This window comes from Litchfieldella anticariensis FP35 = DSM 16096, assembly GCF_000409775.1.
In the GTDB taxonomy this organism is placed as follows: Bacteria; Pseudomonadota; Gammaproteobacteria; order Pseudomonadales; family Halomonadaceae; genus Litchfieldella; species Litchfieldella anticariensis.
In genome coordinates this window covers 64,992-87,655 of record NZ_KE332391.1, presented here as the reverse complement: position 1 = coordinate 87,655, position 22,664 = coordinate 64,992, and the positions used below count along the sequence as shown (strand labels likewise).

Below are 22,664 nucleotides of genomic sequence, written 5' to 3'. Positions count from 1 at the left end.
GATGCCGTCACCCACCACCCTATTCGGTGTTATGCGCCGAATCCTGTCGCATTGACGGCTACTGCCGCAGGACAAGCGGAGTGCAATACGCGTGAGCTGAGTTAAGGCGGTCTATTTTGTAATAGTGGCGTGGAGGCTCCATGCTAATTTATGACCTAACGTCCTTTCGCATCCTAGCCGCCTTCGGGCTGCTTTTCTTCTTACCCGTTTCAATGCCCGTGCAGAGCGCGAGCCTCCAAAGGGCGCAAACCCTGCCTGACGAAATCGCGGACGATCCGCAAAGGCGGCCGATCTTCGATCGTCCCGGTGGCCCGCAGGTGCTTGAAGTGTTCACTCTTCAAGAGGACGAACATTCGCTGCGCCTGGGTTTGAAATTGGAGTTCCTTGATGGCTACGACATGCTCGTCGAGGCCATCGACGCGGACGGTGCATCGCTTGCGGCCGTGCCTGCCGCCGTGGTGGCGGTGGACCAACCGCAGGAACGCACCTTCGTCACCTTGGCGGTGCCGCCCGGTCCCGAGATGGACGCGAGCAGCTCGTACTTCCGCATCGTAGCCCGGCGTCAGGAACGTAGCGATGAGTTCCTGCGACTCTATTACCCATACGAGAAGACGTGGGAGGCGCCTCCACCGGTGGTGCGGCCGGAACCGATCGGCGAGGCAGTGACGCTAGTTCGTCGGCTCCAGCAGGAACATCGCCCCCCGATTGCGGAAGCGGAAGAAGCCGAAGACCTGTCGGAACAGCAGACCGAAGCGCGGGCCGAAGAGCATCAGGTGCTGATCAATCGCGATGTTCTCGAGGAGCTAACGTCGGAGCGGATCCGATACCGGCACGAGATCCTGAGCCAGCCGCAGGCCGAGTCGATGGAGGAGCCGCAGCGCGAAGAGGCTCCGAGGGTTGCAATCGAAGAGCAAGGACTACGCGAGCTGCGCCCGGGTATCGCTGTTCACGAGGCGATACGCGGACAGCTTCTCGAGGCGCCCGAACCGCTGGGTCAGCCCGGATCGGGCGGCACGCCAGATCGACCTCGTGCGGCGATTCGACCGTTGAACGCACAGATGGAGATCGACACCTCCGATCTGCAGACCCTCTCCGAGCCGGTTCTGCAGCTCAGCGAGGTAGGCGCTATCGAGGCGCAACCAGTGGTGTCCGATTCCCCAGTCTCGAGAAGCGCTGGACGATTCGTTCTGAGCGAGCATGGTCTGCTGCAGAACGAATCGGCCTCGAACTTGCGCACACTGAATCAGGACGTTCTCGCGGATCTGCCGCTGCGCGACTTCGAGCTGCGCGAGGTACCGGAACACGCATTTCCCATCCCTCAGCCGCAGAACGAGGATGAGCCGGAATCGAGACAGCCTACCCATCTGGTCGAAACGTCGGGCCCGGCGCTATTCAGCCTGGTGCGCAGCGAACCCGACGTCGATGTCGATCTGCACCGGGTGCTGGGCATCGAGCCGGCGATTCTGCCGGATCGGAATGCGGCCAGCGGCATCTACTATTACATCCCGAGCACCTATCGGCTGGCCTTCAATCGCGACCTCGGCGGCAGCCGCGGGTTGGCACTGCGGATAGACTACGACCGGGTGACGGCGCCTGGCGCGGACGAGAACGCCGTACGTGTGGCGATGACGCTCGAGACGCCACTCGACGGCAACGGGCTCGCGATCGTCAGCAAGCTGATGCAGGCCTACGCCCGCGCACGGTCCGACTTGCGCTTCACCGAACTCCGGCCGCTTCCGCTGGCCTCGGTTCCGGGCTTCGAGTTCGAGTCCAACCTGGCCGGAATGGTCGAACCCGAGGATATCGCGGTGACGGCGTTCTCGGACTTCCTGGAAGGCCTGGTCGTGACCTGGCGCACCGACCCGGTGCGGGCCGAGCGGATTCGCCGCGACCTGACAAGCGAGCTGGCCGGCATCACTGGCACGGCCCGCTTCCCGCTGCCCTCGGAGGGCCAGCAGCTTGTGCGTGAGGTTCCGGCACAGGTGCGGCTGTCGGACCCGGAGGTGTTCGAAGCAGTGCGGTTCGACTGGTCTGGCTCACTGGAGAATGTCTCGCCTGTGCCGGTACGGCTGAAGTACCTGCACGCGTTGGTCCTCAGCGCCCCGGGAAGCCCGCGGATCTACACTTGGTCGCTCGGCGACGCGACGATGCCGGCGGGCAGTGAAGCGACGCTGGATCTGGCGAATTTTCCGTCGGCGCTGGACACCATGGCCGACCGGATCTGGATCGACTACGGCCTCGACCCCGCCTGCGATGGCTGCCTCGGCCCGGTGGTGGAAGAGGTGCTGAACGGCGGCGTCTGGCCCGACACCGAGACGGTCGAGATCCACGCGCTGCCATCACTGTTCGAGGAGGGGGAGGATGAGATCGTCGAGATTGAGGTGCAGATGCGCTCCCGCTTCTTCGAGCCGGGAGATCGCACGCTGCGTGAGGCTCCGCCGTTCTACCTGACCCCCGAGGTCACCGAACATTCGGTGGGGCCGCTTTTCCCGGACGACCGCGCGGATGCACCACTGTACGAGTACCTCCTGAGCGTTCGCTACGGCTCGGGCCGGTTCCTCGATGGACAGAACTGGATCTCGCAGGATCGCACTCGGCTACGTCCGGGGCGGTTTCAGCGCGACCAGTCGCTGGGCACCGTCGCGCCAGGTGAATGATGTTCACTCGTCACGTACCCCTGTGCTGTTGCGGGCCGTTTGGGAGCCGCCAGCGGGCTGCCTGTATCGCGTGGTCGGCAGCGGCCCTGTTGTTGCCGGCTCTCCCCGCTGTCGCCGTCCCCGACGCCGATCGGCACGAGATTGCTGCGGGCGTGACGGTGTTCGGTGATGACTCGCGGGGGGCTCTCTTCCACGTTGTACCATCCGGCGTGCGGCCGCGGCAGGCCGTCGATGGTGGGCCGGAGATGACGTTTAAACTGGCACGCTATTCCGGCTCGCAGATCAGCGGCGACCAGGGGCGGGTCGAGATCAACTCGGTGCTGCGACTCGGCCTGGTGCTCGAAGTCCCTGATTCCGCCGCTCTGACGCGGGCGAGCGAAGTTCTTGCACAGCGGCACGGTCGGCCGGTGGAGCTGCGCCCGCTGGCCCTGCGTCACCTGACGGCGCGGCTGCTGCATCCCGGGACTCTGGAGACGATCCCGGCGGAACAGGGGCACGAGGAGGTCCGCACCTTATGGCGGGAGCGTGACATTGTCCTGCGCCTGGCCCCGACTGAGGCGGAGCTGCTGGAGCGTATCCTGGAAGACGAAACCGTCGGCCTGACCTTGGCTTGGTCGGCGTATGCGCAGGTCGAGGGCAGCCCCGAGATTACCATCGTCGTCTCCTCGTCAGTGCAGCGCGACGGCGAGAGCCCATTCTCCACACGCGAGCTGGCAGAGGCGTTGCAGGAAGCGGCTCCCGAAGCCGGCGAAGAGGCCATTGGCGAACAAGTCGTTGCCGCCGGCGCACTGGCCTTGCGCCTGACGTCGGGAGAGCGCGCGCTGCGCGTGGAGCGTTACGACATTGATGCCGCCCTGCCGCCGCTTTATCCGGTGCTGACGTCGCTTTGCTTCACCTTCGCCGACGAGCTTTCCCCCGACCTGGTCGAGCGGATCGTCGAGGTTGAGGCGACGGCCCTGGGCGGTTGGCGGACCCGGACCGAAGCCATCTTCAGCGCCGAGCGGCCCGAGCGAACTGCCGCGCCGCTCGCCTTCGAGCACGCCGTTGACCTGCAGCACCCGTATCGCTGGCGCGTCCTCGACATCCATTCCAGCGGTGAGATGCGCACCAGCGACTGGACGACGGTCGACCGCTGGAATGCTTTTATAGATATCACTAATGCAGGGCTGGAAGCACCGCCCCAAGAGGGTGGTCGCCAGGAGGAAACGCAATGATCCGCCGCACCCGCCATCTTCGCACCGTGCTCGCCGCCGCTCTCTTTCTGCCCGTCGCAGCGCCGGCGCAGGTAATAGACTACGACGCCGGGGTACTGGTCATCCAGGGCGTTCAGGTGTTCCAGGATGCGGGCGACCCGCAGCAGTACTACTACCTGCCGCAGTTTCCCCGCCTGTCGCACAATGACGCCGGGAACCTCGAGCTATTGATGATGCAGATCGTGTCGGCTGACGAACAGCCGGACAGCGGTCTGGGCGGTATCTTCCATGCGCTGATCGAATTCTCGTTGCCCGAGGACCTGCGCGTCGCCGTCGAGGCCGAGCTTCAGGAGCAGCGACCGGACGCCGAATTGGTGGGCGCTCTGCCCCTTCTGGAGCCAAACGAGGAGGAGGCGGCGGCGCTGGGCAGCTTCCGCATCGTCTCTGCGACGCTGGACTCTGATGCTGACGAGGTGTCGAACCGGGTGCTCACCTCTGGCCCGGCCCCGCTGCGTCCGGGGTCGAAGGCTGCCGTCGCCACGCGGCTGACACCTGAGGAAGCGTCGGTGCTGATGGACACGCTGCGCGGCGCCACGTCGGATCTGTCGGTGTCGATCCGCGGCTTTTACGAGGCGCGCGTCGAAGGCTACAACGCCATCGTCGACGCCAGTATGGAAACGATCTACGAGCACGACTCCAGCATTTTCAACTATCAGCAGCAGTACACGCGCGATCAGGTGCGCGACATCGTCGACGAGCTGCACCAGGAGGGCGCGCTCAACATCGAGGTCTTCGATCGTTCTGAGGGGCTCGGGATCGAGGCGGATGACCTGGAAAAGATCCTCGAACTCCTCACCGATAAGCTGATCGAGGTGATGTTTGATACCGAGACCGGCTGGTCGCAGGTCCCCGAGCCCGAGCAGGCGGTCACGCAGGATCAGATTCGCGGACGGCTTGAGCAGGGCTGGTTCCAGAGCATCTTTTCCAATGACGAGGACCAGCCCTATTACACCGATAATCAATACGTTGTAAAGCGGCGCGAGAACGTGCGTGTGGCGCGATTCCACCTCGACCTCAGCCGGTCGACGACACTACGAGTCCCGTTCGATTCCACCGGCAACCTCGGGGGCTTTTACGAAGCGATCGACGAAGAGACGCGCAGCCGACACTTCCGCATTATCGTGCCTGGCGAAGACGTGGCGCGCCAGAGCCGCGAAGTGCTTTTCCAGATCGACGGTGAAATCGCCGAGGCCTTCGCAGGCAGCTTCAACGGCGTCGCTGTAAATGTTCGTCGCAAGGGGCCGGATGGCGAGGCCGACTTTACCCGCACGCTGCGATTCACTCCCGATGTGATCGAGAGCGAGAACGGCCTGCAGGCAGTTACCTTCTTCCGCCAGGGCCATCCCGATGTCGATTGGCTGGAATACGAGTACCAGGCGGCGTGGAGCATGCGTGGCGGCGACGAACCGCTTCGCGTTCCACCTGATGAGACGGAATGGATCGCCGCCAGCGACGGTCTGGTGGCGCTGAGCCCGCCGCTGGAGCGGGAAGAGATCGATCTCGACGTTATCAGCGATGGCTTCGAGGAACTCGGTATCGCGGCTGTCGAGATAGAGCTCGCTTCGAGGCGCCAGGGCGAGCCGCAGTACCTTGCCGACGTATTGATCCGTTCCGAGGCCCTGGAGCTCGCCCCGAGCACGCTAGTCGTGTGGCGTGATCCGGGAGAAGCCATCGCCTGGCGCGCCCGCTGGTACACCCGCCAAGGAACGGCTACTAGCAGTTTCCAGTGGATCGAGGGTCGCTATCTACTGATTGCTCCTCCCGACGCGGCCTGGCTTGAGGAGGCTCTGCAATGAGCCGCGTTCTGAGTCCGCGTGTGCTGCCGGCGTTCCTCCCGTGGCCTGCCAGCAGAGTATGCAACCGGTGCCATCCCGCATCGTCAGTTGCTGTTCGGTGGCAGAGTGGCCTTTCGCGCCTTGCCATCTGCCTGGGCTTTTTTGTGGCCGCTCTGGGGATCAGCGAGGGGCCAGCCAGCGCCGACGATCTGCTGGTCGACCGAGGCCGCCAGGTAGAGGGGCTCTGGGTCTACCCGTCGCTCTCGGAGCCGTCGCGCTGGCGCTATGTGCCGGACCACGCTGAGCTTTCTCGCGACGATCAGGGCCGCCCCCTGTTCTCCCTGACTTTCTATATCAGCGAGCGCACGGCTGAGGAAGAGAATGGCAGCGCGACATCGATCGTTGAGGCTGAAGGTGGTGGACTTTTGCATTTCATCGTCCAGTACCGTACCGATCCCGAGCAGGTGGAGGCAGCGCAAGCCGCGCTGCGCGAGCTCACCGGCGATGACGAGGCGGAGATCGTCGGGTCGGTTCTGTTCGATGATGGCCGCTATTCGGTCGTCACCTCGATCGTCGACGAAGCCGGGCAGGGGGAGCGGCCGCTCCTCATGGCCCAGCGCCCCGCGCCGTTGATGGAAGGCAACCGGCTGCCGATTACCGCACAGCTGTCGGCCGAGCAGGCGTCGATGCTTCTGGGATCTCTGCAGACGGCGACACCGGACCTCTCGGTGGTCTTCGAGATGACATTCTCGGGCCTATCGCAGGCCTTCGACGCGGCCATGGTCGTCGACTGGGAGAAGACACGCGACGCGCTGCGGGCCAGTGCGGGCGGCAGTGTTTACTTTGTCTCTGCCGATGTCGAGGCGGTGATAGACGAGGCGATGCAGAACGGTGGCATCGAGCTTCGGGTCAACGGCGAGGACGCCGCTATGGAGTCGCTGGTCGAGATGGTGCACGCCCGGGCGCTGGACATGATGTTCGCCCCGATCGAGGTGGACGAAGTGCCCGAAGAACAGCGCGGCGACTTGCTCGACGCGCTGGCGGGAGTGGTGGGGCGGGACGGAGCGCTCAGCAGCGGGAATACCACCGGGTTCGGCGTCCACATGGGCTATCGCGTCAAGGAGTTGCGCAGCGAGGGCGAAACCCGGTTGTCGTTCAACAAGCGCGCACGGGTAGAGCGCCGGGCGGTGCTGACCGTCAATCTCGGCGAGGCCGCAGGTCTGTCCACAGAAGACCCCGAGACGGTGCAGTATGTCTCAACAGTCGATCCGGCGACGCAGCTTCGGCGGGTCTACGTATCGGTCGATGGCGATCTGGAACGTGAGCTCGGCGGCTTCATCAATGCGGTGACAGTGACGCTGCGGAAGGATCACCCCGGCAACCGCGAGACCGTCAAGGAGCTGATTGTGCGGCCAGAGACAGAGGAGCGCGGGTCGGTCCATGGGCCGCTGACCTACTCCAATGTCGAGCGTGAGGACGAACAGAGCTGGTTGACCTACCGCTACAAGACCGACTGGAGCTTCCAGGGGGGTGGCCGCTTCCGAAGCGACTGGCATCCGACCGAGGCGGCGATGATTACGCTGACTGCGCCCTATCACCGTCACGACGTCTACGTCGAGGGTGAGACCGACCCGCTGATCGACGCCGGCGTCCGTGCAGTGATCACCGAGGTCGTGGCCGACTTTTTCGGTGAGCGACAGAGCGAGCGTCGAATCATCCGGCCGGATAGGCCGGGAGAGACCTTGGCTGTCGATCCGATCACGCTGACACTGCCCTCGGGCGACTTCTCGTACGACTGGACCATCACCTGGGCGATGGACGACGGCACCCGGCGCAAGCGCTCGGGTCACGACGATCTCGGCTTTCTTTTCGTCGATGAGCTGCCGCCGGGCCCTGGCGACAGCGAAGACGACCATGCCGCCGATGACACAGCCGCGACACAGCAGGAGGAAAACTGATGAAGATGCACACCGTGATTGGTGCGGCTCTGGCGATGGGCCTGCCGCTGGCCGCAGTCATGCCGGCGGCGGCCGAAACGCTCGCCGCTGACCGCCGCGTCTCGATGGTCCTGGAAGACGGAACCGATGTGCTGCTCTATGGAGCCGTCGGGCCGGAGGACGGCACAATCGAGTACTACTACCTGCCGACCGAACTGACGGTGTCGACGGGCGAGGCCGGGCGGCCCGAATTCCTGTTCATGAAATTCATATCGGACGAGGCCGCAGATACTGGTGGCGTCTCGGGGGCCATCCTGCATTTCCTGGTGGAGTGGGGCTTGACGCCGGAGCAGGAAGAAGAGGTCGCCCAGCGGTTGGAGAGCGAGCACAACGGCAGCCTGGCCGGCGCTGCCACCGTCTTTCCCGTCACCAATGACGGACCCAGTTTCTCGATCGTCTCGGCCACGCTCGATGACGAGGAACTGGGCGGTGAGCTGATCACCTCGGGGCAGGCGGCATTGATGCCGGGCGGCAAGGCCGCCGTGGCCACGCGGCTCGACAATTACGGTGCGCAGATTCTCGGCGAGACGTTCGAGGAGGACTCCACCATCACCGACGTCACCGCGGTGATGACGATGGAGTACCCGGTACGTGTGTCGGGGGTCGAGGGAACCGTCACGGTTGAGTGGGAACGGATCCTTGATGAGGGCGAGGACCTTCTCATCGAGTACGAGCGGGAACTGGAAGAGGATGCGCGCACCGAGAAGCGCTGTTTCATCGTCTGGTGTCATGACAACACGCTCGACGACTACGCCTATTCCTACGAGGAGACGCACGAGCAGTGGCAGTTCCTCGAAGAGAACGAGTACGTCAATTTCAACTTCGTGCAGGGCGATATCCCTGAAGAAGTGGCTGAGCCAATCCGCGACGCGTTCATACAGTACTTCATCTCGAAGGTGACCGAGGCGCAGGCCCCCAGGCCCGAGCCGCGAGAGCCCCCCGAGGAGAATGAGGAAGGCAGCGACGAGACCCCCAATGTCCAGACGGGCGCCGAGTACACCTACGATGTCGAGCGTTTCCGGAACCAGGAGCAGACAGGCACCCAGACGCTGTCACTCGATATGGATCTGACCGTCCGATACCCATTCCAGATTGTCGGTAACATAAAGGACTGGTACGACGAGGCAGTCTCGGACCCTTTCGCCGTGCAGGAGGTGTTCCTCAACGATCCGTTCTTCGAGCGGCGTGACATCGTCTTCATCCTCGACGGCGATCTCGAGGATATGTTCGAGGATCACGTGAATGCGGTGACCGTTGAGATCCACAAGGATCGGCCCGAGCACGACTTCAATGACGATCTAACTTTCACCGCACAGTCGCTCTCGGAGGAAGGGCAACTGAAACGGATCAGCTATGCCCGAGGCAGCGACGAGGGCTCGGAGGCGTACGACTACCGGGTGAAGTGGAACTTCCGAGGCGGGCTCGAGTACATCGAGCCGACGACCGGCTGGAAAGAGGGCGCCTGGGAAGGAGTGACCCTGACTGCGCCGGTCGAGTCCCGCACCGTCGAGCTCGAGGCCGACCAGGAGGAGCTTGAAGCGCTCGGCATCCGGCGCGTCACAGCGCAGCTGCGCTATCCGATCCTCGGCGAGGAGCGCAGCACCAACATCCAGATGTCGTCCAGCCATGACGAGCCGATCGTGTCGCAGAAGATTTTCCTTGATCGCGACGCGGAAGGTTACGCGTTCCGACTGATCTTCAACCATGAGCGTCTCGGCCGCCTTGCTACACCCTGGAGCGCTCGCACGCGGAGCGACAACTATATCTTCGTGATCGTCCCCGACGAGCTGCGTGAAGGGTTGGAGACCGCGACGGCGACCGAGGAAGTCGAGGCGGCGCAAGAGGCTGTCACGGTAGAGGAGGATAGTGGCCTCGCCGCCCTGGAGGAACAGTTGAACTAGGAGGTTCCGATCATGGCCAGACTCCCTCTGACTATTGGCGACAGCACTGCTGTGCGGCGCGTTTCTCTCGCTTTGCCTGGTGCCGGAGATGGCGGAAGGCGATGGCAGGTTCGTCACCAACGATCCCGTTGTGGAGGACAGATGACCATGTTCACCTCAAACGTCCCGATACGCTGCTGCGCCCTGGCGCTGCTGTTGTCCACGTCGTCGCTGCCGGCGCTGGCCCAGCAGGTCGTGCTTGACCGGCAGGTGCGCGCAGGGTCGCTGACCCTGTTTCCCTCGGTCTCGGACGACACTGAGTTCTTTTACGCCCCGACCGATGCCCGCCTGGCCCGGCATGAGGATGGCACGCCCCAGTTCGCCTTCACCCGCTACATCATGCCGGTGAGCGAGGAGACCGAGGTCGAGCAGGCCGATGCCGCCGGCGTGGTCACCGCCGTGGTTGAGCTTGGTGTCACCGACGAGCAAATCGAGGAGGCGCGGGACGCGGTCACCGACGCTGTTCCCGGCGCGACCATCGTCGGTCCCGTTACCTTCACCTCGGGGACGTTCGCGTTGATCTCGTCGTTTGCCGAGGAAGGGTCCGAGACGACAGATTCCGTCGTCGGTGTGGGCAATATGCCGTTGCTGGAAGGTGACCGTGCGGCGGTGTCACTTAGGCTGAATCGGCAAGGCACGCTGGAACTCTGGGAGAATTTCAACAGGGCGACGCCGGACGTGTCGTTCTCGTTCGAGGCCGATATCGACGGCTATCGGGCGCCAAAGCAGGCGCTGATAGAAGCCAACTTCGACCGGATCTATGAGCATGAATCATTCGAGGCCGGCCTGGCGACGCCGTATCTGCAGGCAGAGATAGAGTCCGCCTTCGATGAGCTGCGACGCGAGGGCGTGATCAGCATCACCCAGGTCGGCGAAGACGAGAACATGAACGCGATCATCGAGACGGCGTATCAGCGGTTGATCGACATCATCTTCGAGAAAGCCGAGACAACAGGCGTCGGCTCGCTCTCGGAGCTGTCGGCCGCAGCCGGCGGCGGACAGTCCGGCACACCAATGCTGGACAAGGCGTCTAACCTGCTGAAGCAGCGGAACGACGAGGCCGAGTCGGCGAATGAGGACATCCGCCGTCGCAATGCCGAGCGTACTGAGGCCCAGGCCGAGGCGGCCCAGGCCGAACGAGCGGTGCGTGCCACAGAAAGTCGACGCGACGATGCCCAGCAGAGTGCGGTCGAGCTGCGTCAGCGCGCGCAAGCCGCACGCGATGGCGCCGCCGAGGCCGAGGCCGACGCCGAGCGCTTTGACGGCGAAGCCGCCGAGACAGCACGTGCTCTGGCCCAGCGGTTCACCCAACAAGCCGAGCGCTACGAAGCGATGGCTACCGAGCAGGACCAGGTGGCGGATCAAGCAGAGGAGCAGCTTGCCGAACGCCAGCAAGCAGACTCCCAGGCTCAGGCCGAGGCAGAAGCGAAGGGGGAGATCGAGGCTGAGGAGGAGGCAGTTCCGATCGCGATTGTTGCCGCGTACCGAATGAAGCGTGTGCGGGAGAGCGGCGAGTACACCATCGATCTCAACAAGCACACTGCCGATACGATGTCGTTGCGCTTCGACGAGAATATCGGCGACCTGACCGAGTTCCGTGACGACGAGGACGTCTTCCATACTGTCGATCTCTCGGATACGGCAGCTCGCCAGCGTGAGGTGCAGGTATTTCTCGATGGGTTGAACGTGGATGACTTCGGCCAGTACGTGAACTTCGCTACGGTGGTGCTGCGCAAGGAACGTGGCTCCGAACCGCCGGCGCTGCAGGACATCCGCATCGACCGCGAGAACTTCGACGCAGAAGGCAACGACTTTCGCCTCAGGTACGTCAAACTTGATGACGAGGCGACTGACAGCTTTCTTGATTACGATTATCGCGTCAGTTGGAACTTCTTCGGTGGCGACGAGGTGGTGGGCGACTGGCAGTCGAGCGATCAGGCCGCCATCGGCATCACTCCTCCGTTTCAGCGGCGCACCGTCTTCCTCGAGGCCGACCCGGACATCCTCGACGCGGAGGGCGTGCGTGGCATCGAGGTCCGCCTCTACTACGAAATCGGCGGAAACGAGTATTCACGGCGTCTGTCGCTACGCCCGCGCGATGGCGAGGGCGTCTCCGAGAAGATCCACTTCATGCAGCCCGCCGAGAACTATGAATACGACTACGAAGTGTTCTGGCGCATGCGCGACGGCACCACCCACAGCACGGGTCGTGTCAGCAGCGAGTTCGGAACCGTGTATCTCGACGAGATTCCGGAGGACTGATCCATGATTCGACTGACGACACTTTGTCTGGCGCTGCTTCTAGCGCTTTCCGTCGGCGGGGCAGGAGCACAGGACGACCCGCCGGTCACAACTTTCGACTTCGAACCCATGCGTATCGACGTCAACTCATGCTGGTTCATCGAGGACCGGGTCCGCGACATCATGGAGACCGATGACGACTATCGTGCGATCGCCCAGTACCTGCGCGAGGCCGAGCCGCATGTGAGGCGCTACGTGGAGGATTCGCTTGGACGCCAGCAGGATGCGGTGGCGATGGCGTTTCGCGATTTCGCCGCCTGGTATCGCCACCGGATCGCCGAAGATAACGCCGAGAGTCTTGCCCAGCAGCAACTCGCGACCCTGCTCGGCACTGGCCTTCAGCACGCGCTGAGCGTGATGCTGCCAGGCTCGGGCGTCGTGGTCTCTACGATCCGTGCCGCCGGCAATACGATCTATTCGCAGGTAATAGCGAATACCGGTGGCGATACGACCAACCCACAGACTTACATTGACGCCGTCTCAGGCGAGCTGGAAGACAGCGAGGCATTACGCGAGACGTTCGCCGACGCGATGTTCAACACTATCGACAACCAGACGCTACGCGACCGCGTCGAGGCGATCAAATTCGAGTATGCGATGGAGCGGCGCGCGGCCGAGCGGCTGGCCTCTCAAGCGATGACCGAACTGAGACCCGACACCTGCTCGGGGCAGATGCTGGCCGACCTTGGTATCCTTCGCCCCAGTGAGGCGAACTTTCACCGCACAAGGCGCGAAGTCCTCGAACAGCTCATGTACGAAACGCTGTGCATCGAGCACCGTGGCAACCCGGTCGGCAACTGCGAGACGACGCAGTATCAGATACGCGCGGCCGCCGAAGGTGGGGCACGGCGCCTGATCCAGGTCGGGCGCGCGAATGTCGCACGGATGTGGGACCTGACGGATTCCGAGGATCTCGCTGCGATTTGCCCCGATGACTACTACCCATTTGGCGCGTTCAGCGGTCCTCATCGGGACTGCCGAGAGTGGAAAGCCTCGCAGCGCTGATCGCCTGGCACAGGCGCTCCTCACCCCACCATCGCCAAGAAGGGCTGGCCCATCAGGGCCTGGACGAAGGTGTAGAGCACAAAGGCGGTGAAGAGGAGGCCGAAGATGCGGACTGGCAAGCGGTTTTCGGCGCCGAAGAAGGTGGCCGAGACAAGGCCGAAAGCCGGGATGAAATGCATCGCATGGGTGGCGAAGAAGTGGGAGACGCGCAGGTCGCCGCCATCGCGCGCCCAACCCATGAGCGCCATGCCGCCAGCGTCGCTCGGCTGGCCGCCGATCCAGTGGCCATCCATGCTGCTCATCGTTCCCGCGGACAGAAGCGTCAACGGCAGGACGAGAGCGAGGCCGAGAACCAGCGCCTCCTTGAGCGCGCTGCCGATCTCCGGTTTCGTGTTGCGGGCGATCTGGACGGCGTAGACGGTCGAGGCGCTGGTCAGGAGCACGGCGCCGGCACCCATGACCGCATAGATCACCACGCCGATAACGCTTTCGTTGAAATGGGACGCCGTGCCCAAGGCGGCGGCACCGCCGATCCAGATTATTTCGAGGACGACCGCCGCGACGACCGCGCCGATATAGGCGCGATACCAGCGCTTCGCCCGGACCTCGGCCGGCACGAAGCGGGCGAAGAAGGCGAGCGTCAGAACATAGGTGGCGATCGCCAACTCGAACTTGAGCGGCTTCACCCAGATGTCGACACCCAGGAATTCGCGCGGGTCCACGGCGGCGGCAAAGCCAGTCGGTAGCATCAGCGCCAGCAACAGGAGGCCGAGGGCGGTGAAGCGCGGTTCGTGATCGCGAAAGGCGGCGGCAAGGGCGCGCAAGCCCGGAGTTGCGCAACGGAACGACGAATAAAGAACGTGAGCGGCCATGGGAAAGGTCCTCGATGTCAGGCGGTGGTGGTTCCAGTGCGGCGGGCGTAGACGGTGCGCAGGGTGATGAAGACAAGGAAACCGGCCGGACCGAACAGGAAGGTCAGTACCAGGCACGGGATAACGAGCCAGAAGGCAAGCCCGGCCTCGCGGGCCGAGCGCGCGATCCAGGCGCCGACGAACATATCGAAGGCGAGGTAATGGAGCCAGCCGGCCAGCAGCAATTCGCGCGTCTCAAACAACCGCGCGACATTGTCGAGGCTGTCGAAGCCGCCCTGCGCTCCGGCCCAAAACGCCAGGACGAGGCCTGCATAGGCAACGGAGAGCAGGCCGGGGATGAGGAACGCGGCAATGCGGTCGGCAAGCCGCGGGAGCCATGGGCTGGCGAGCAGCACGGCCCAGCCGGCCAGGGCGGTCATGTTGGCATACGGGAAAATCATGTCGGGCGTCATGGCTGTTTCCTACTGGCCGTTTTATCTTGACAGTGGAAAGATTGGTGATTTTCTTTCTCCTGTCAAGATTGATTTTTACATCGTCAAGATTGTGATCGACAGGGCGGCCTGATACGGTTGCGGAGACTAGGGGACGGCAAGAAAGGGCGTGCAGGCGCTTCAACACAGTGAAGAAAGAGATGAACCCGAAAACACCCACCCCAAAGCAACCCTATCACCATGGCGACCTGCGCAGGGCGCTGCTTGATGCGGCAGAGGCAGAGCTTGCCGAGAAGGGCGTGGAGGGTTTCACGCTGCGCGGTTGTGCCAAGCGGGCGGGTGTTTCCCATGCCGCGCCGGCCTATCACTTCAAGGATGCGAATGCCCTGCTGACAGCGCTCGCCACCATCGGCTTCGAACGGCTGAACCGCAGCATGACGAGCCGGCAACACGCCGAAAGAGGTGACCCGAGGCAGGACCTGGTGGCGGCTGGCGTGGGCTATGTCGCGTTCGCGCGGGACAATCCGATGCTGTTCAAGCTGATGTTCGGCTCCGAGCGGCCCTCGAGCGAAGACAGCGATCTCGTGCAGCACGCGTCGGGGGCGTTCGCCACCCTCGTCAACGGTGTGCGTGACATTCGCGGAGACGACCCGATGGCGGATGCAGACGGGCTGAAGGATATCGCCGCCGCGTGGTCGATCGTGCACGGCATTGCCAATCTCCTGATCGCCGGGCGGATGGGATTTCTTCAGCCACTGCTGGAACGCGACCCCGAGACGGTGCTTGCCGACATCATCGAGCGGTCGCTGCCGCAGCAGTAAAAAGGCTCAGTCCGCTCCGATGACGAGCCAAGGATTGACCACCACATCATTACGGTGATCAAGCGAATCACCTCGGTAGTGCGCCAGGATGACATCGTGGCTCGACTTGGGGGCGAGGAATCGAAAACCCGCGACCTACCTGATGAGAGTACGAACCGTTGCTCTATTCGGATAACCTGATGTTCTGGTGGCTCAGCTAGCTGCTGAGCTCGGCTGACGCATGATTCGGCCCATCTGGGAAGCTAAATACACAAGGAGAGAGACATGAAGCAATATGCTGTCGTGGCCTACGACTATACCGATGCCGAGGCGATCGATCGTCGCATAGCCCATCGTGAAGCGCATTTGGAAGGCCTTCGCCAACTCGCCAGGCAGGGCCACTTCCTCAGTGGCGGGGCGATCCTGAATGAGGAAGGTAAAATGATCGGCTCGAATGCACACTTCCTGTTCGCTGATCGTCAGGCCCTGGATGCCTGGCTCGCGACTGAGCCTTATATGACCGGGCGTGTCTGGGAGGATGTCAATATCCGGGAGGTTCGACTATTCGACCCGCATGGATAATTAACGCTGTGATCAATAGCAAGTGGCGCTTCCTGAGCCGGGGGCCATGTGCTTATCACGGCATCGCCAACTGCTCCGCCATCGACCTCAACATCCCGGAGGCGTTTCCGCTGGAGAAAATGGTCGAGCTGATCCGCGACTTCGCGCAGGGCACGCTGGAGCGAGTTCTACGTCTCGATGTTCGATTTCCACCAGGACTATATTGCGCGACGGCCCTATTACGCTGTCACTGCGCGGTAACCGACCAGGTGCAGGAGAGCGGCCGGATGCTGCCGGCCGCTCTTTCTCATACTTATACCTTCCGCAATTCGCCGGCGTGTGCATGAGATGGATAGGTTCTTCAAGGTGAGATATCTCATTACATTTCGATGATCCTGTCATGGACAGCTCAAGGAAAAGTACTAACCTTACTTAACACAAGACATAAAAATACACAGTACGTACGCAAGGGGCTGGCTATGACCCCGGATATTTCTGAACCCCGTATCAAGCTTCATTCGAACGCCGTCGCGACTATTTCCCGTGACGAAGGGGCGCTCGTCCTTGCTGCTGTTGTCACCCCCTGTCCCTACAACGAGGACGCCAGTTGGTGCACTTTCGATATTTTTGGCGATATGGCGAGGGCCGGTAAGAAATGGCGGAGATTGTCGGGTGACTGTCAGGAGTCGACCCAGAGCGGCCATGCTGGCAAAGGCCGCAAGCATGTTCATCGGTATTATACTGCCTGGCTATAAATTAATAGATTTTTCAATAGGTTGTAATTTTTGTCGCGTGCAGTATAACATTGCTGAATGTGCATGCTCGTTCAAGTGGAACTTCGAGAACGGAATATAATAAAACTGTTATGCATAGTCCAACCCCCAGTAGTAACAGAGGAGAGTAGCTTGGAATTGTGGGAGGTTATTGTACCGGCAGAGGCAAATGAATACTGCATGTTCATAGACGAGCTGGAGAATGATCCGCTCGTGTTCTTCCATGCGGCACCGCTCCGTCACAAAAGCTCAATTGTCGAGAAAGGCTTTCAGTCCGCGGCTATTTTGGGGGTAGGCGAGCTCCAATCGGTGTCGTATGCCAAGAAGAGCTCTGGGTGCCTTGCGCATCTAGGCTGCAACATCAGCGAAGATTACGCTGTGTTCGCCGTTAAATTTCAGCCGCAGGAGCTGGATCGCGTGGTTAACAACCCATCTGACATTCACGTTTATGATCAAAGCGTTCAGCCTCAAATACTTGGCTACTGTGTGCTCAACGCTGGTTTCAATGTTGTTTAGGCATAAAAAATCGCAGCAGTACGCGGCCTGCGGCCGCCGGACGCCCTTTCTATGGCTCCTTCGTTGCCATTCCAAGGTCGCCGCTGTGCTTCGCCGTTAACTGTTCCGAGTTATTGAGGGTTATAGATGCAAGTTTTCTCGTTAGAAAAGATGGCTGAAAAAATACACTACGGTAAAACTAAAGACTATTTTGGGGAAGTCTTATCGTCTTATCACAACGAAAATTACAGATCAGCCGTTGTTATGCTTTGGTCTGTTGCTGTTTGCGATATCGTCTATAAGCTGCAAAGCCTAATTGACCTATATGGTGATGCATCGGCAAGAAAAATTTTAGATGAGGTAAGCGAAATTCAAAAAAATGACCCGAAATCTTCCTCGTGGGAACTAAAGCTCGTTGAAGATGTTTGCGAAAAAACAAATCTTTTAGACACATCAGAATACGAAAATCTTCGATATCTACAAAAGCAGAGGCATTTATCAGCGCATCCTGTTTTAAATAAGGAGCGAGAGCTTCATTCTCCAAATAAAGAAACAGTTAGGTCTCTATTGCGGAATACGCTCGATGATCTACTAACAAAGCCTCCTTTCTATACTCAGCACATTCTCAATGAATTGTTGAGCGATATTTCCGAATCCAAGGAAATTTTAAATACTAGAAGAAAGGTAAAAAAGTACGTAGTAAATCGTTATTTTAGCCGAACAACCCAGGCAGTTGAGATCAATATATTTCGTTCGCTTTGGAAAATTGTCTTCAAACTTGAAAATGAAAAGTGCGATAGAAATAGGCTGATAAACTTGCATGTTCTGGAGGTAATAGCCAAGAAGAATAAAGTCGCGCTTCCCAGAGCCATTCAGGGTGATGTCGATTTCTATAGCAATATCGCAAATTCGGGTGAGCCATTAAGTTACTTAGTATTTTTTCTCTCTAAAAACAGTGAGCTTTATCCGCTTTTGAACGAGGCAGCCAAACTCAAGGTCGAGCATTGCATTGTTGAAGACGAGGTTGGCAAGATAGTAGGTTGGTTTGTAAAAGAAAGCCTAGAAAAGCATGCTGATGATATAGAAGAATGGATCGAAGGCGACGAGCGTCCGGTGTTTACGCCAGAGCAGTTTGAAAACATATTAGAAATGTCTGACTCGGATGAATGGCAGGAAAGGTTTTGCCGAATTGTTTCAACGTACTATGGTACGAGCATGAATTATAATCAGGCTGATTCCCGCTTTCAAGTTGCGATACCAAATTTTATTCGATTGTTTAATAAAAACGCCATTCGGGATCTAGCTCATAAAATCGAGAGTAACAGCCAGTGTCATGATAGAAGGCAGGCAAGGCACGATTACGCAATAATTAAAGAAAGAATTGATGAAATATTTGGAGATGGTGAGTTCAATTACCAAGATTACTACTGGTTCAGCAGGAAGCTTGGGTTGGCAGATTAGCATACAGTTAACAAGGTCAGGCAGCGCGACCCATTTTTCGTTGCACTTTGCTCCAGTAAAAATAGTCGCCTGCTGGCGGCGTTATATCAGAACACGCTGAATATCAGCTTATGGCCGAGGCTGTGTGGAAACACAAAATACCGCCGTCGATGCCTGGATCTGGCAGTAAAGCCACCCTCAGCGGCCAATGAGACGCTTCTTAGCGCTTTCATCATCGTCACATCCGAGGTTATTCAAAATAATGCTCCCCGAGAAAGCTTCTCTGAAGAGCGTCAGAGGCCGCTACAGAAGCGATAAGGGCGGCAGGCACATTATGCCTGCATCGCCTGAATCAATCGCTTAGTGCCGAGGATGTTCATGACGCGTTTCATGTTGTAGGCCAGCACGTGAAGGCTCATTTCCGTGCTGACGTCTTGAGGGTTTTGGTTAGAAAATGCGTTGCTCCCATCCAGGCTTTCAGCGTCCCGAACGGATGCTCGACTGTCTGGCGCCTGAGACGCATCATTTCCGGCTTCTGATCCAGTCGACCTTGCACCGACTCAAGCACACTCTCATGCTCCCAACGCTTGATTCGTCGATATATCCCCGTGGTGCATTGTGGCTTCCTTGAACAGCCCGGGCAGGCGGAACTCCAGTAGCAATGTAGCACCTGTCCCTTTTCGACGTTCTTGAAACGCCAGATCAAGCGCTCTCCCGCCGGACAGCGATATTCGTTCCTTTCAGGCACGTACCGGAGTGCCTCTCTGGGAAACAGCCCTCGTGCCTGACTCGGCGAGGTCTTCGGTTTAGGGAGATAGGTGGTGATACCGGCCTCGTGGCATGCGAGTACCTCTTCCCCCTTAAAGTAGCCGCGATCAGCCACAACATTGAGATCGCTGGTGCCGGAGGCATCACGCGCCCGCTTGGCCATCCGGGAGAGTTGGCCACGATCACTGCCGACGTTGGTGACCTCATGGGCGATGATCAAGTGATGCCGGCTATCGACGGCCGTCTGCACGTTGTATCCCACCACCCCAGTGCCTCGCGTCGTCATGGAGCGAGCATCGGGGGCCGTCAACGACACCTGCTGGTCAGGTGCCTGGGTTCTTCGGATTTCAATCGCTTGCAGTTGCTGCACCTCTTCCGTGAGGGCGGCGATCTTTTCCTTCAGATGAGCGGTTTGCGCTTCCGTGACAGCAAGGGCTCCCTGGTCAGCCGAGTCGAGTTGGCGTAGGTAGTGTTCAATGCTCTTCTCGATCTCTTCTGCGCGCCGCTTCATCTTGGCGAAGGTAAAATTGCGGTCTCGATTGTTGACCGCTTTGAACTTGCTACCGTCGATGGTCACGATCGCTTGTGAGAAGAGCCCCAGGCGCCGGCACAGCACGACAAAGTCTCGACAGGTGTCGCGGATCGCCTTGCCATTGTTCTTACGGAAATCAGCAATTGTCTTGAAGTCTGGTGTCAGGCGCTCCGTCAGCCACATCAGCTCGACATTGCGCTGCGCCTCGCGCTCCAAGCGGCGGCTGGATTGGATGCGATTGAGATAACCGTAGAGGTAGATTTTCAGGAGAACAGCGGGGTGATACGCGGGGCGACCGGTGGCATGGGGATCGACACCCTGGAACCCCAGATGTCTGAGGTCGAGGGCCTCAACGAAGGCTTCGATGGCCCGGACGGGGTTGTCTTCTGTGACGAAATCATCAAGGAACTCTGGGAACAACGTGGCCTGAGACCGGGACTCACCTGAAACGAAGCGCTTCATCGGCACCTCCACGAGCTGTCACGGGTTGAGTATAGTGGGAGCCACGTTTTCACACAGCCTCGGCCGATTGTGGAACCTTAGCCTATCCTAACAATGGATTGAATAAGATGATGACCCAAAGCGGCCATGCTAGGAAATGCAGTAGGATAGTTTATCTGTCTCTTGACGTGTAGGGAATACTATGATTTGTCTGGCCGCTAGTTTTAAGCAACTAAGAATGTTGCTCTTTGATGACGCTGGCTTTGCCCAAAATTTCTGAGGTATAGGCCACTCGAATAAGGGCTAACAAGCGGCTGTTGTCGCCTTGCGGGGCTGGGACGGCCTTTCCGTCGCTACGCGTCTACAAGTCTGCCCCAAAGCTGGCCTTTGTACTGGAGCAAAGATATGGAAATGCTTCTTGCAATAATCGGGTTGATAGTCGGCTCTCTCGTTACATGGTGTGCAGCAAAACATTATTATGAAAAAGCTTCCAATGATCTCGCCAAGGAAGCCAATGAGTTAAAACACTTAAACACCCTTATGCTTCGAGGTTTAGAAGAATCTGGAATGGCAGAGTTTTCTCGTGATGATGAAGGAAATGTAAAAGGAATGATAATACAATCTTCTGGAAGCCTTCATGCTGGACCGGCTACTGTAAAAGGTGTTGGCAAGGTCACCCAAAAAGGCAAAGAATGATTTAATGTTACAAAAACCATAACAAGGCCAAGCAGCATCGCGCACTACGTGCGCTGGAACTTGCTACGCTCAGCCGATGTTGGCAACGTAATATCTGGTGTTCCTAAATTTCCGTTTCTGGCCGATAGAGGAATGTTAGTCTATGCTGATGGATGGCTTCCGACCCCAAGCGGCCCTGCCGGCAAGCAGCAGGCTTGTTTGTCCGCGTAAGGGTGTGGCAACCCTTTCGTGGATCGATCAATAGTGCCTATAAAGGAGAAAACCATGGGAATTAAACCAGGTCCAAAAAGAACTGCTAAATCAACTGGTAAGCCAGACAGGCGTCAACGGGACAACAAAAATACTCCCGGGAATACGCCATCACTTAAGCCTCACAAGCACAAGAAAGGTGATTAGCAAAGGGATAATTTCACCTAACAAGGCCAGCCAGAGGGATGGGTTTATGAGCACGGTATTTGAAACGGTAATAGCAGGTGTCTCTGTTTATGTGCTCGGTCAGATGATCATCAAATTCATCATTGAGCCTATCCTTGAGTTTAGAAGTCTTCTTGGGAGAGTTACTCAATTCTTTCTTCGTAATCAGGGGGAGATAATCACTGCCAAAGGTAGTGAGTCGACACAAGACGAGCTTTTCGTTCTAGCCTCAGAATTACTCCAAAAGAGGCAGTCGATCATCTGGTATTCACGATTGTCTTGCCTTTATGGTCTACCGTCTTCTGCGAAGGTTTTGGACGCTGCCAAGAGTATGAATCAAATCGGAAACCGGATTAGGAATGGCAACGAGCAACCTGCTGATAAACAGGTTATAATTTATGGATCAATGCAAAATATCGAGAGGTGTTTAAGCATTAATGTCAGCTATAACAATTAGTTGCAGTGCTTTCCAGGCCTGAGGGCCCTCCACCGGACAGCCACTTCTCCGCATCGCTTTGAAAGGCAACCGCTGAAAAAAAGCGTTATATGAGCTTTCGCTGAACGTCCGTTCTTGGCCGACTGGAGCCAGTTAGCAACTTCTTAATTAGATTGCATCTCCTGGTAACTTTTAACTTATTGCTGTGCAAGAGATCGCCATTATGCTCCTTGCATGCTCAGTATCTCGTTGTGGGAATGGTCGGTGTTGACGGCACTGGCCAGTTGGGCGAATTTCCCGTTCTTGTATTGACCCTATGTCTAGACGTTCGGGAATTGTCCCATACTCCGCAGGTACTCTAGCGCAAGTTGGGCCCGGCTCGACAGCGGCCACTCGGCATGGTGGACCAGCCATAGTTTGTCGACCACCGGTGGACTGCCCTCGACCACCTGGATCTCTTCCCGATGGGCGAAAGCCTGGCGCGCATAGTACGGCAACACGGTAAAGCCCAGACCACGGGCCACCAGTTCGAGAATCAGGCCGATCTGATTACTGAAGCCGAGCGGCCCGAGAACAACCTCGAATACTGGAAGAGCGGCGTTTTCCATTTCTGCGTCCAGGACCCGGAGGGGGTGGCCGGGCGTATCGCCGCCGCCGGGTGCACAGAACACGACCCGATCAAACGGTGCGCCAATCGGCAGCGCCTCGCGCGTTCAGTAACCACGTCCCCAGCCCGGCGATAGCGAGTCCCAGGGTGGCGAAGAGCAGGAAGGTGGTGACATGACCTTCGGCCCCGACAAGCCAGCCGGCCAGGGGGGAGCCGGCGACCTGGCCGACCGAGGTGGCGAGCAGCGGCAACACCGGCGCGAAGGAAGGCGCCTCGGTCATGATTTGGGTGCTCCTGACCAGGTAGAAACCGCTGAGGGTCATGTACCCGGCGCCGAACAGGGCCGCGGAGGCCAGGGCCAGGGCGAAGTTGCCGGGAATGACGACCAGCAGCGCGAGGCTGGCGGACATCACGGTGAGGCCGGCAGCATGGCTCGCGGCCGGCCCGAAGCGCGAGATGAGATCACCGGC

The 22,664-nt window shown here is 59.4% G+C and carries 17 protein-coding genes and 2 pseudogenes; 14 read left to right on the top strand and 5 right to left on the bottom strand.

The annotated features are described in order from the left end of the window. The first annotated feature begins 140 nt into the window (after positions 1 to 140). The 7 genes from L861_RS12875 to L861_RS12840 all read left to right on the top strand — a co-directional run bounded on the left by L861_RS12875 (position 141) and on the right by L861_RS12840 (position 12,928). Positions 141 to 2,657, top strand: coding sequence for a hypothetical protein (locus L861_RS12875; protein WP_016417457.1), 2,517 nt, complete (start codon positions 141 to 143; stop codon positions 2,655 to 2,657). 245 nt (positions 2,658 to 2,902) lie between these two features. Continuing rightward, a complete protein-coding gene (locus tag L861_RS12865; RefSeq protein ID WP_035568415.1) occupies positions 2,903 to 3,871 on the top strand; it encodes a hypothetical protein in 969 nt (322 codons plus the stop codon). After that, positions 3,868 to 5,706, top strand: a complete 1,839-nt coding sequence (locus tag L861_RS12860; RefSeq protein ID WP_016417455.1) for a hypothetical protein — start codon at positions 3,868 to 3,870, stop codon at positions 5,704 to 5,706. The genes L861_RS12865 and L861_RS12860 overlap by 4 nt, the downstream gene beginning before the upstream one ends. Then, the gene (locus tag L861_RS12855) at positions 5,703 to 7,643 is read left to right on the top strand and encodes a hypothetical protein (RefSeq protein ID WP_016417454.1); all 1,941 of its coding nucleotides are present in this window, start codon (positions 5,703 to 5,705) and stop codon (positions 7,641 to 7,643) included. The genes L861_RS12860 and L861_RS12855 overlap by 4 nt, the downstream gene beginning before the upstream one ends. Then, positions 7,643 to 9,583: a hypothetical protein gene (locus tag L861_RS12850; RefSeq protein ID WP_016417453.1), complete on the top strand. Its 1,941-nt coding sequence runs from the start codon at positions 7,643 to 7,645 to the stop codon at positions 9,581 to 9,583. The genes L861_RS12855 and L861_RS12850 overlap by 1 nt, the downstream gene beginning before the upstream one ends. Positions 9,584 to 9,724: 141 nt before the next feature. Beyond that, entirely contained in the window at positions 9,725 to 11,884 is a 2,160-nt protein-coding gene (locus L861_RS12845; protein ID WP_016417452.1) for a hypothetical protein, read from the top strand. Positions 11,885 to 11,887: 3 nt separating this feature from the next. Next, entirely contained in the window at positions 11,888 to 12,928 is a 1,041-nt protein-coding gene (locus tag L861_RS12840; protein WP_016417451.1) for a hypothetical protein, read from the top strand. Positions 12,929 to 12,948: 20 nt separating this feature from the next. Here L861_RS12840 and L861_RS12835 read toward each other — a convergent pair whose 3' ends face one another. Both L861_RS12835 and L861_RS12830 read right to left on the bottom strand, forming a co-directional pair. Continuing rightward, positions 12,949 to 13,800 carry a hypothetical protein gene (locus L861_RS12835; RefSeq protein WP_016417450.1) on the bottom strand — a complete coding sequence of 284 codons (852 nt, stop codon included), beginning with the start codon at positions 13,798 to 13,800 and terminating at the stop codon, positions 12,949 to 12,951. A 17-nt stretch (positions 13,801 to 13,817) separates the two neighbouring features. Next, a complete protein-coding gene (locus tag L861_RS12830) occupies positions 13,818 to 14,252 on the bottom strand; it encodes an ABA4-like family protein (RefSeq protein ID WP_016417449.1) in 435 nt (144 codons plus the stop codon). A 167-nt stretch (positions 14,253 to 14,419) separates the two neighbouring features. Here L861_RS12830 and L861_RS12825 point away from each other — a divergent pair, with 167 nt between their 5' ends. The 6 genes from L861_RS12825 (at position 14,420) to L861_RS12800 (ending at position 18,321) form a co-directional block, all read left to right on the top strand. Beyond that, entirely contained in the window at positions 14,420 to 15,052 is a 633-nt protein-coding gene (locus L861_RS12825; RefSeq protein ID WP_144063041.1) for a TetR/AcrR family transcriptional regulator, read from the top strand. A 264-nt stretch (positions 15,053 to 15,316) separates the two neighbouring features. After that, positions 15,317 to 15,613 (top strand): YciI family protein, encoded by a 297-nt coding sequence (locus tag L861_RS12820; protein WP_016417446.1) that lies wholly within the window; start codon positions 15,317 to 15,319, stop codon positions 15,611 to 15,613. Between the two features lie 8 nt (positions 15,614 to 15,621). Next, a complete protein-coding gene (locus L861_RS12815; protein WP_016417445.1) occupies positions 15,622 to 15,939 on the top strand; it encodes a hypothetical protein in 318 nt (105 codons plus the stop codon). Positions 15,940 to 16,071: 132 nt separating this feature from the next. Then, positions 16,072 to 16,347: a hypothetical protein gene (locus L861_RS12810; RefSeq protein WP_016417444.1), complete on the top strand. Its 276-nt coding sequence runs from the start codon at positions 16,072 to 16,074 to the stop codon at positions 16,345 to 16,347. A gap of 150 nt (positions 16,348 to 16,497) precedes the next feature. Then, complete coding sequence (locus L861_RS12805; RefSeq protein ID WP_144063040.1) at positions 16,498 to 16,881, top strand: hypothetical protein; 384 nt, start codon at positions 16,498 to 16,500, stop codon at positions 16,879 to 16,881. A gap of 126 nt (positions 16,882 to 17,007) precedes the next feature. Then, complete coding sequence (locus L861_RS12800) at positions 17,008 to 18,321, top strand: hypothetical protein (protein WP_016417442.1); 1,314 nt, start codon at positions 17,008 to 17,010, stop codon at positions 18,319 to 18,321. Between the two features lie 311 nt (positions 18,322 to 18,632). On the opposite strand, the pseudogene L861_RS12795 reads toward L861_RS12800, so the two are convergent. Then, positions 18,633 to 20,062, bottom strand: a pseudogene (locus L861_RS12795) (IS1182 family transposase). A 384-nt stretch (positions 20,063 to 20,446) separates the two neighbouring features. Here L861_RS12795 and L861_RS24555 point away from each other — a divergent pair. Further along, positions 20,447 to 20,737, top strand: coding sequence for a hypothetical protein (locus tag L861_RS24555; protein ID WP_144063039.1), 291 nt, complete (start codon positions 20,447 to 20,449; stop codon positions 20,735 to 20,737). A 1,170-nt stretch (positions 20,738 to 21,907) separates the two neighbouring features. On the opposite strand, the gene L861_RS12785 is transcribed toward L861_RS24555, so the two are convergent. Together L861_RS12785 and L861_RS12780 are read right to left on the bottom strand one after the other, a co-directional pair. Next, positions 21,908 to 22,195, bottom strand: a complete 288-nt coding sequence (locus L861_RS12785) for a LysR substrate-binding domain-containing protein (RefSeq protein ID WP_016417439.1) — start codon at positions 22,193 to 22,195, stop codon at positions 21,908 to 21,910. Positions 22,196 to 22,265: 70 nt separating this feature from the next. Next, a pseudogene (locus tag L861_RS12780) lies at positions 22,266 to 22,664 on the bottom strand (hypothetical protein); the annotation flags it as partial.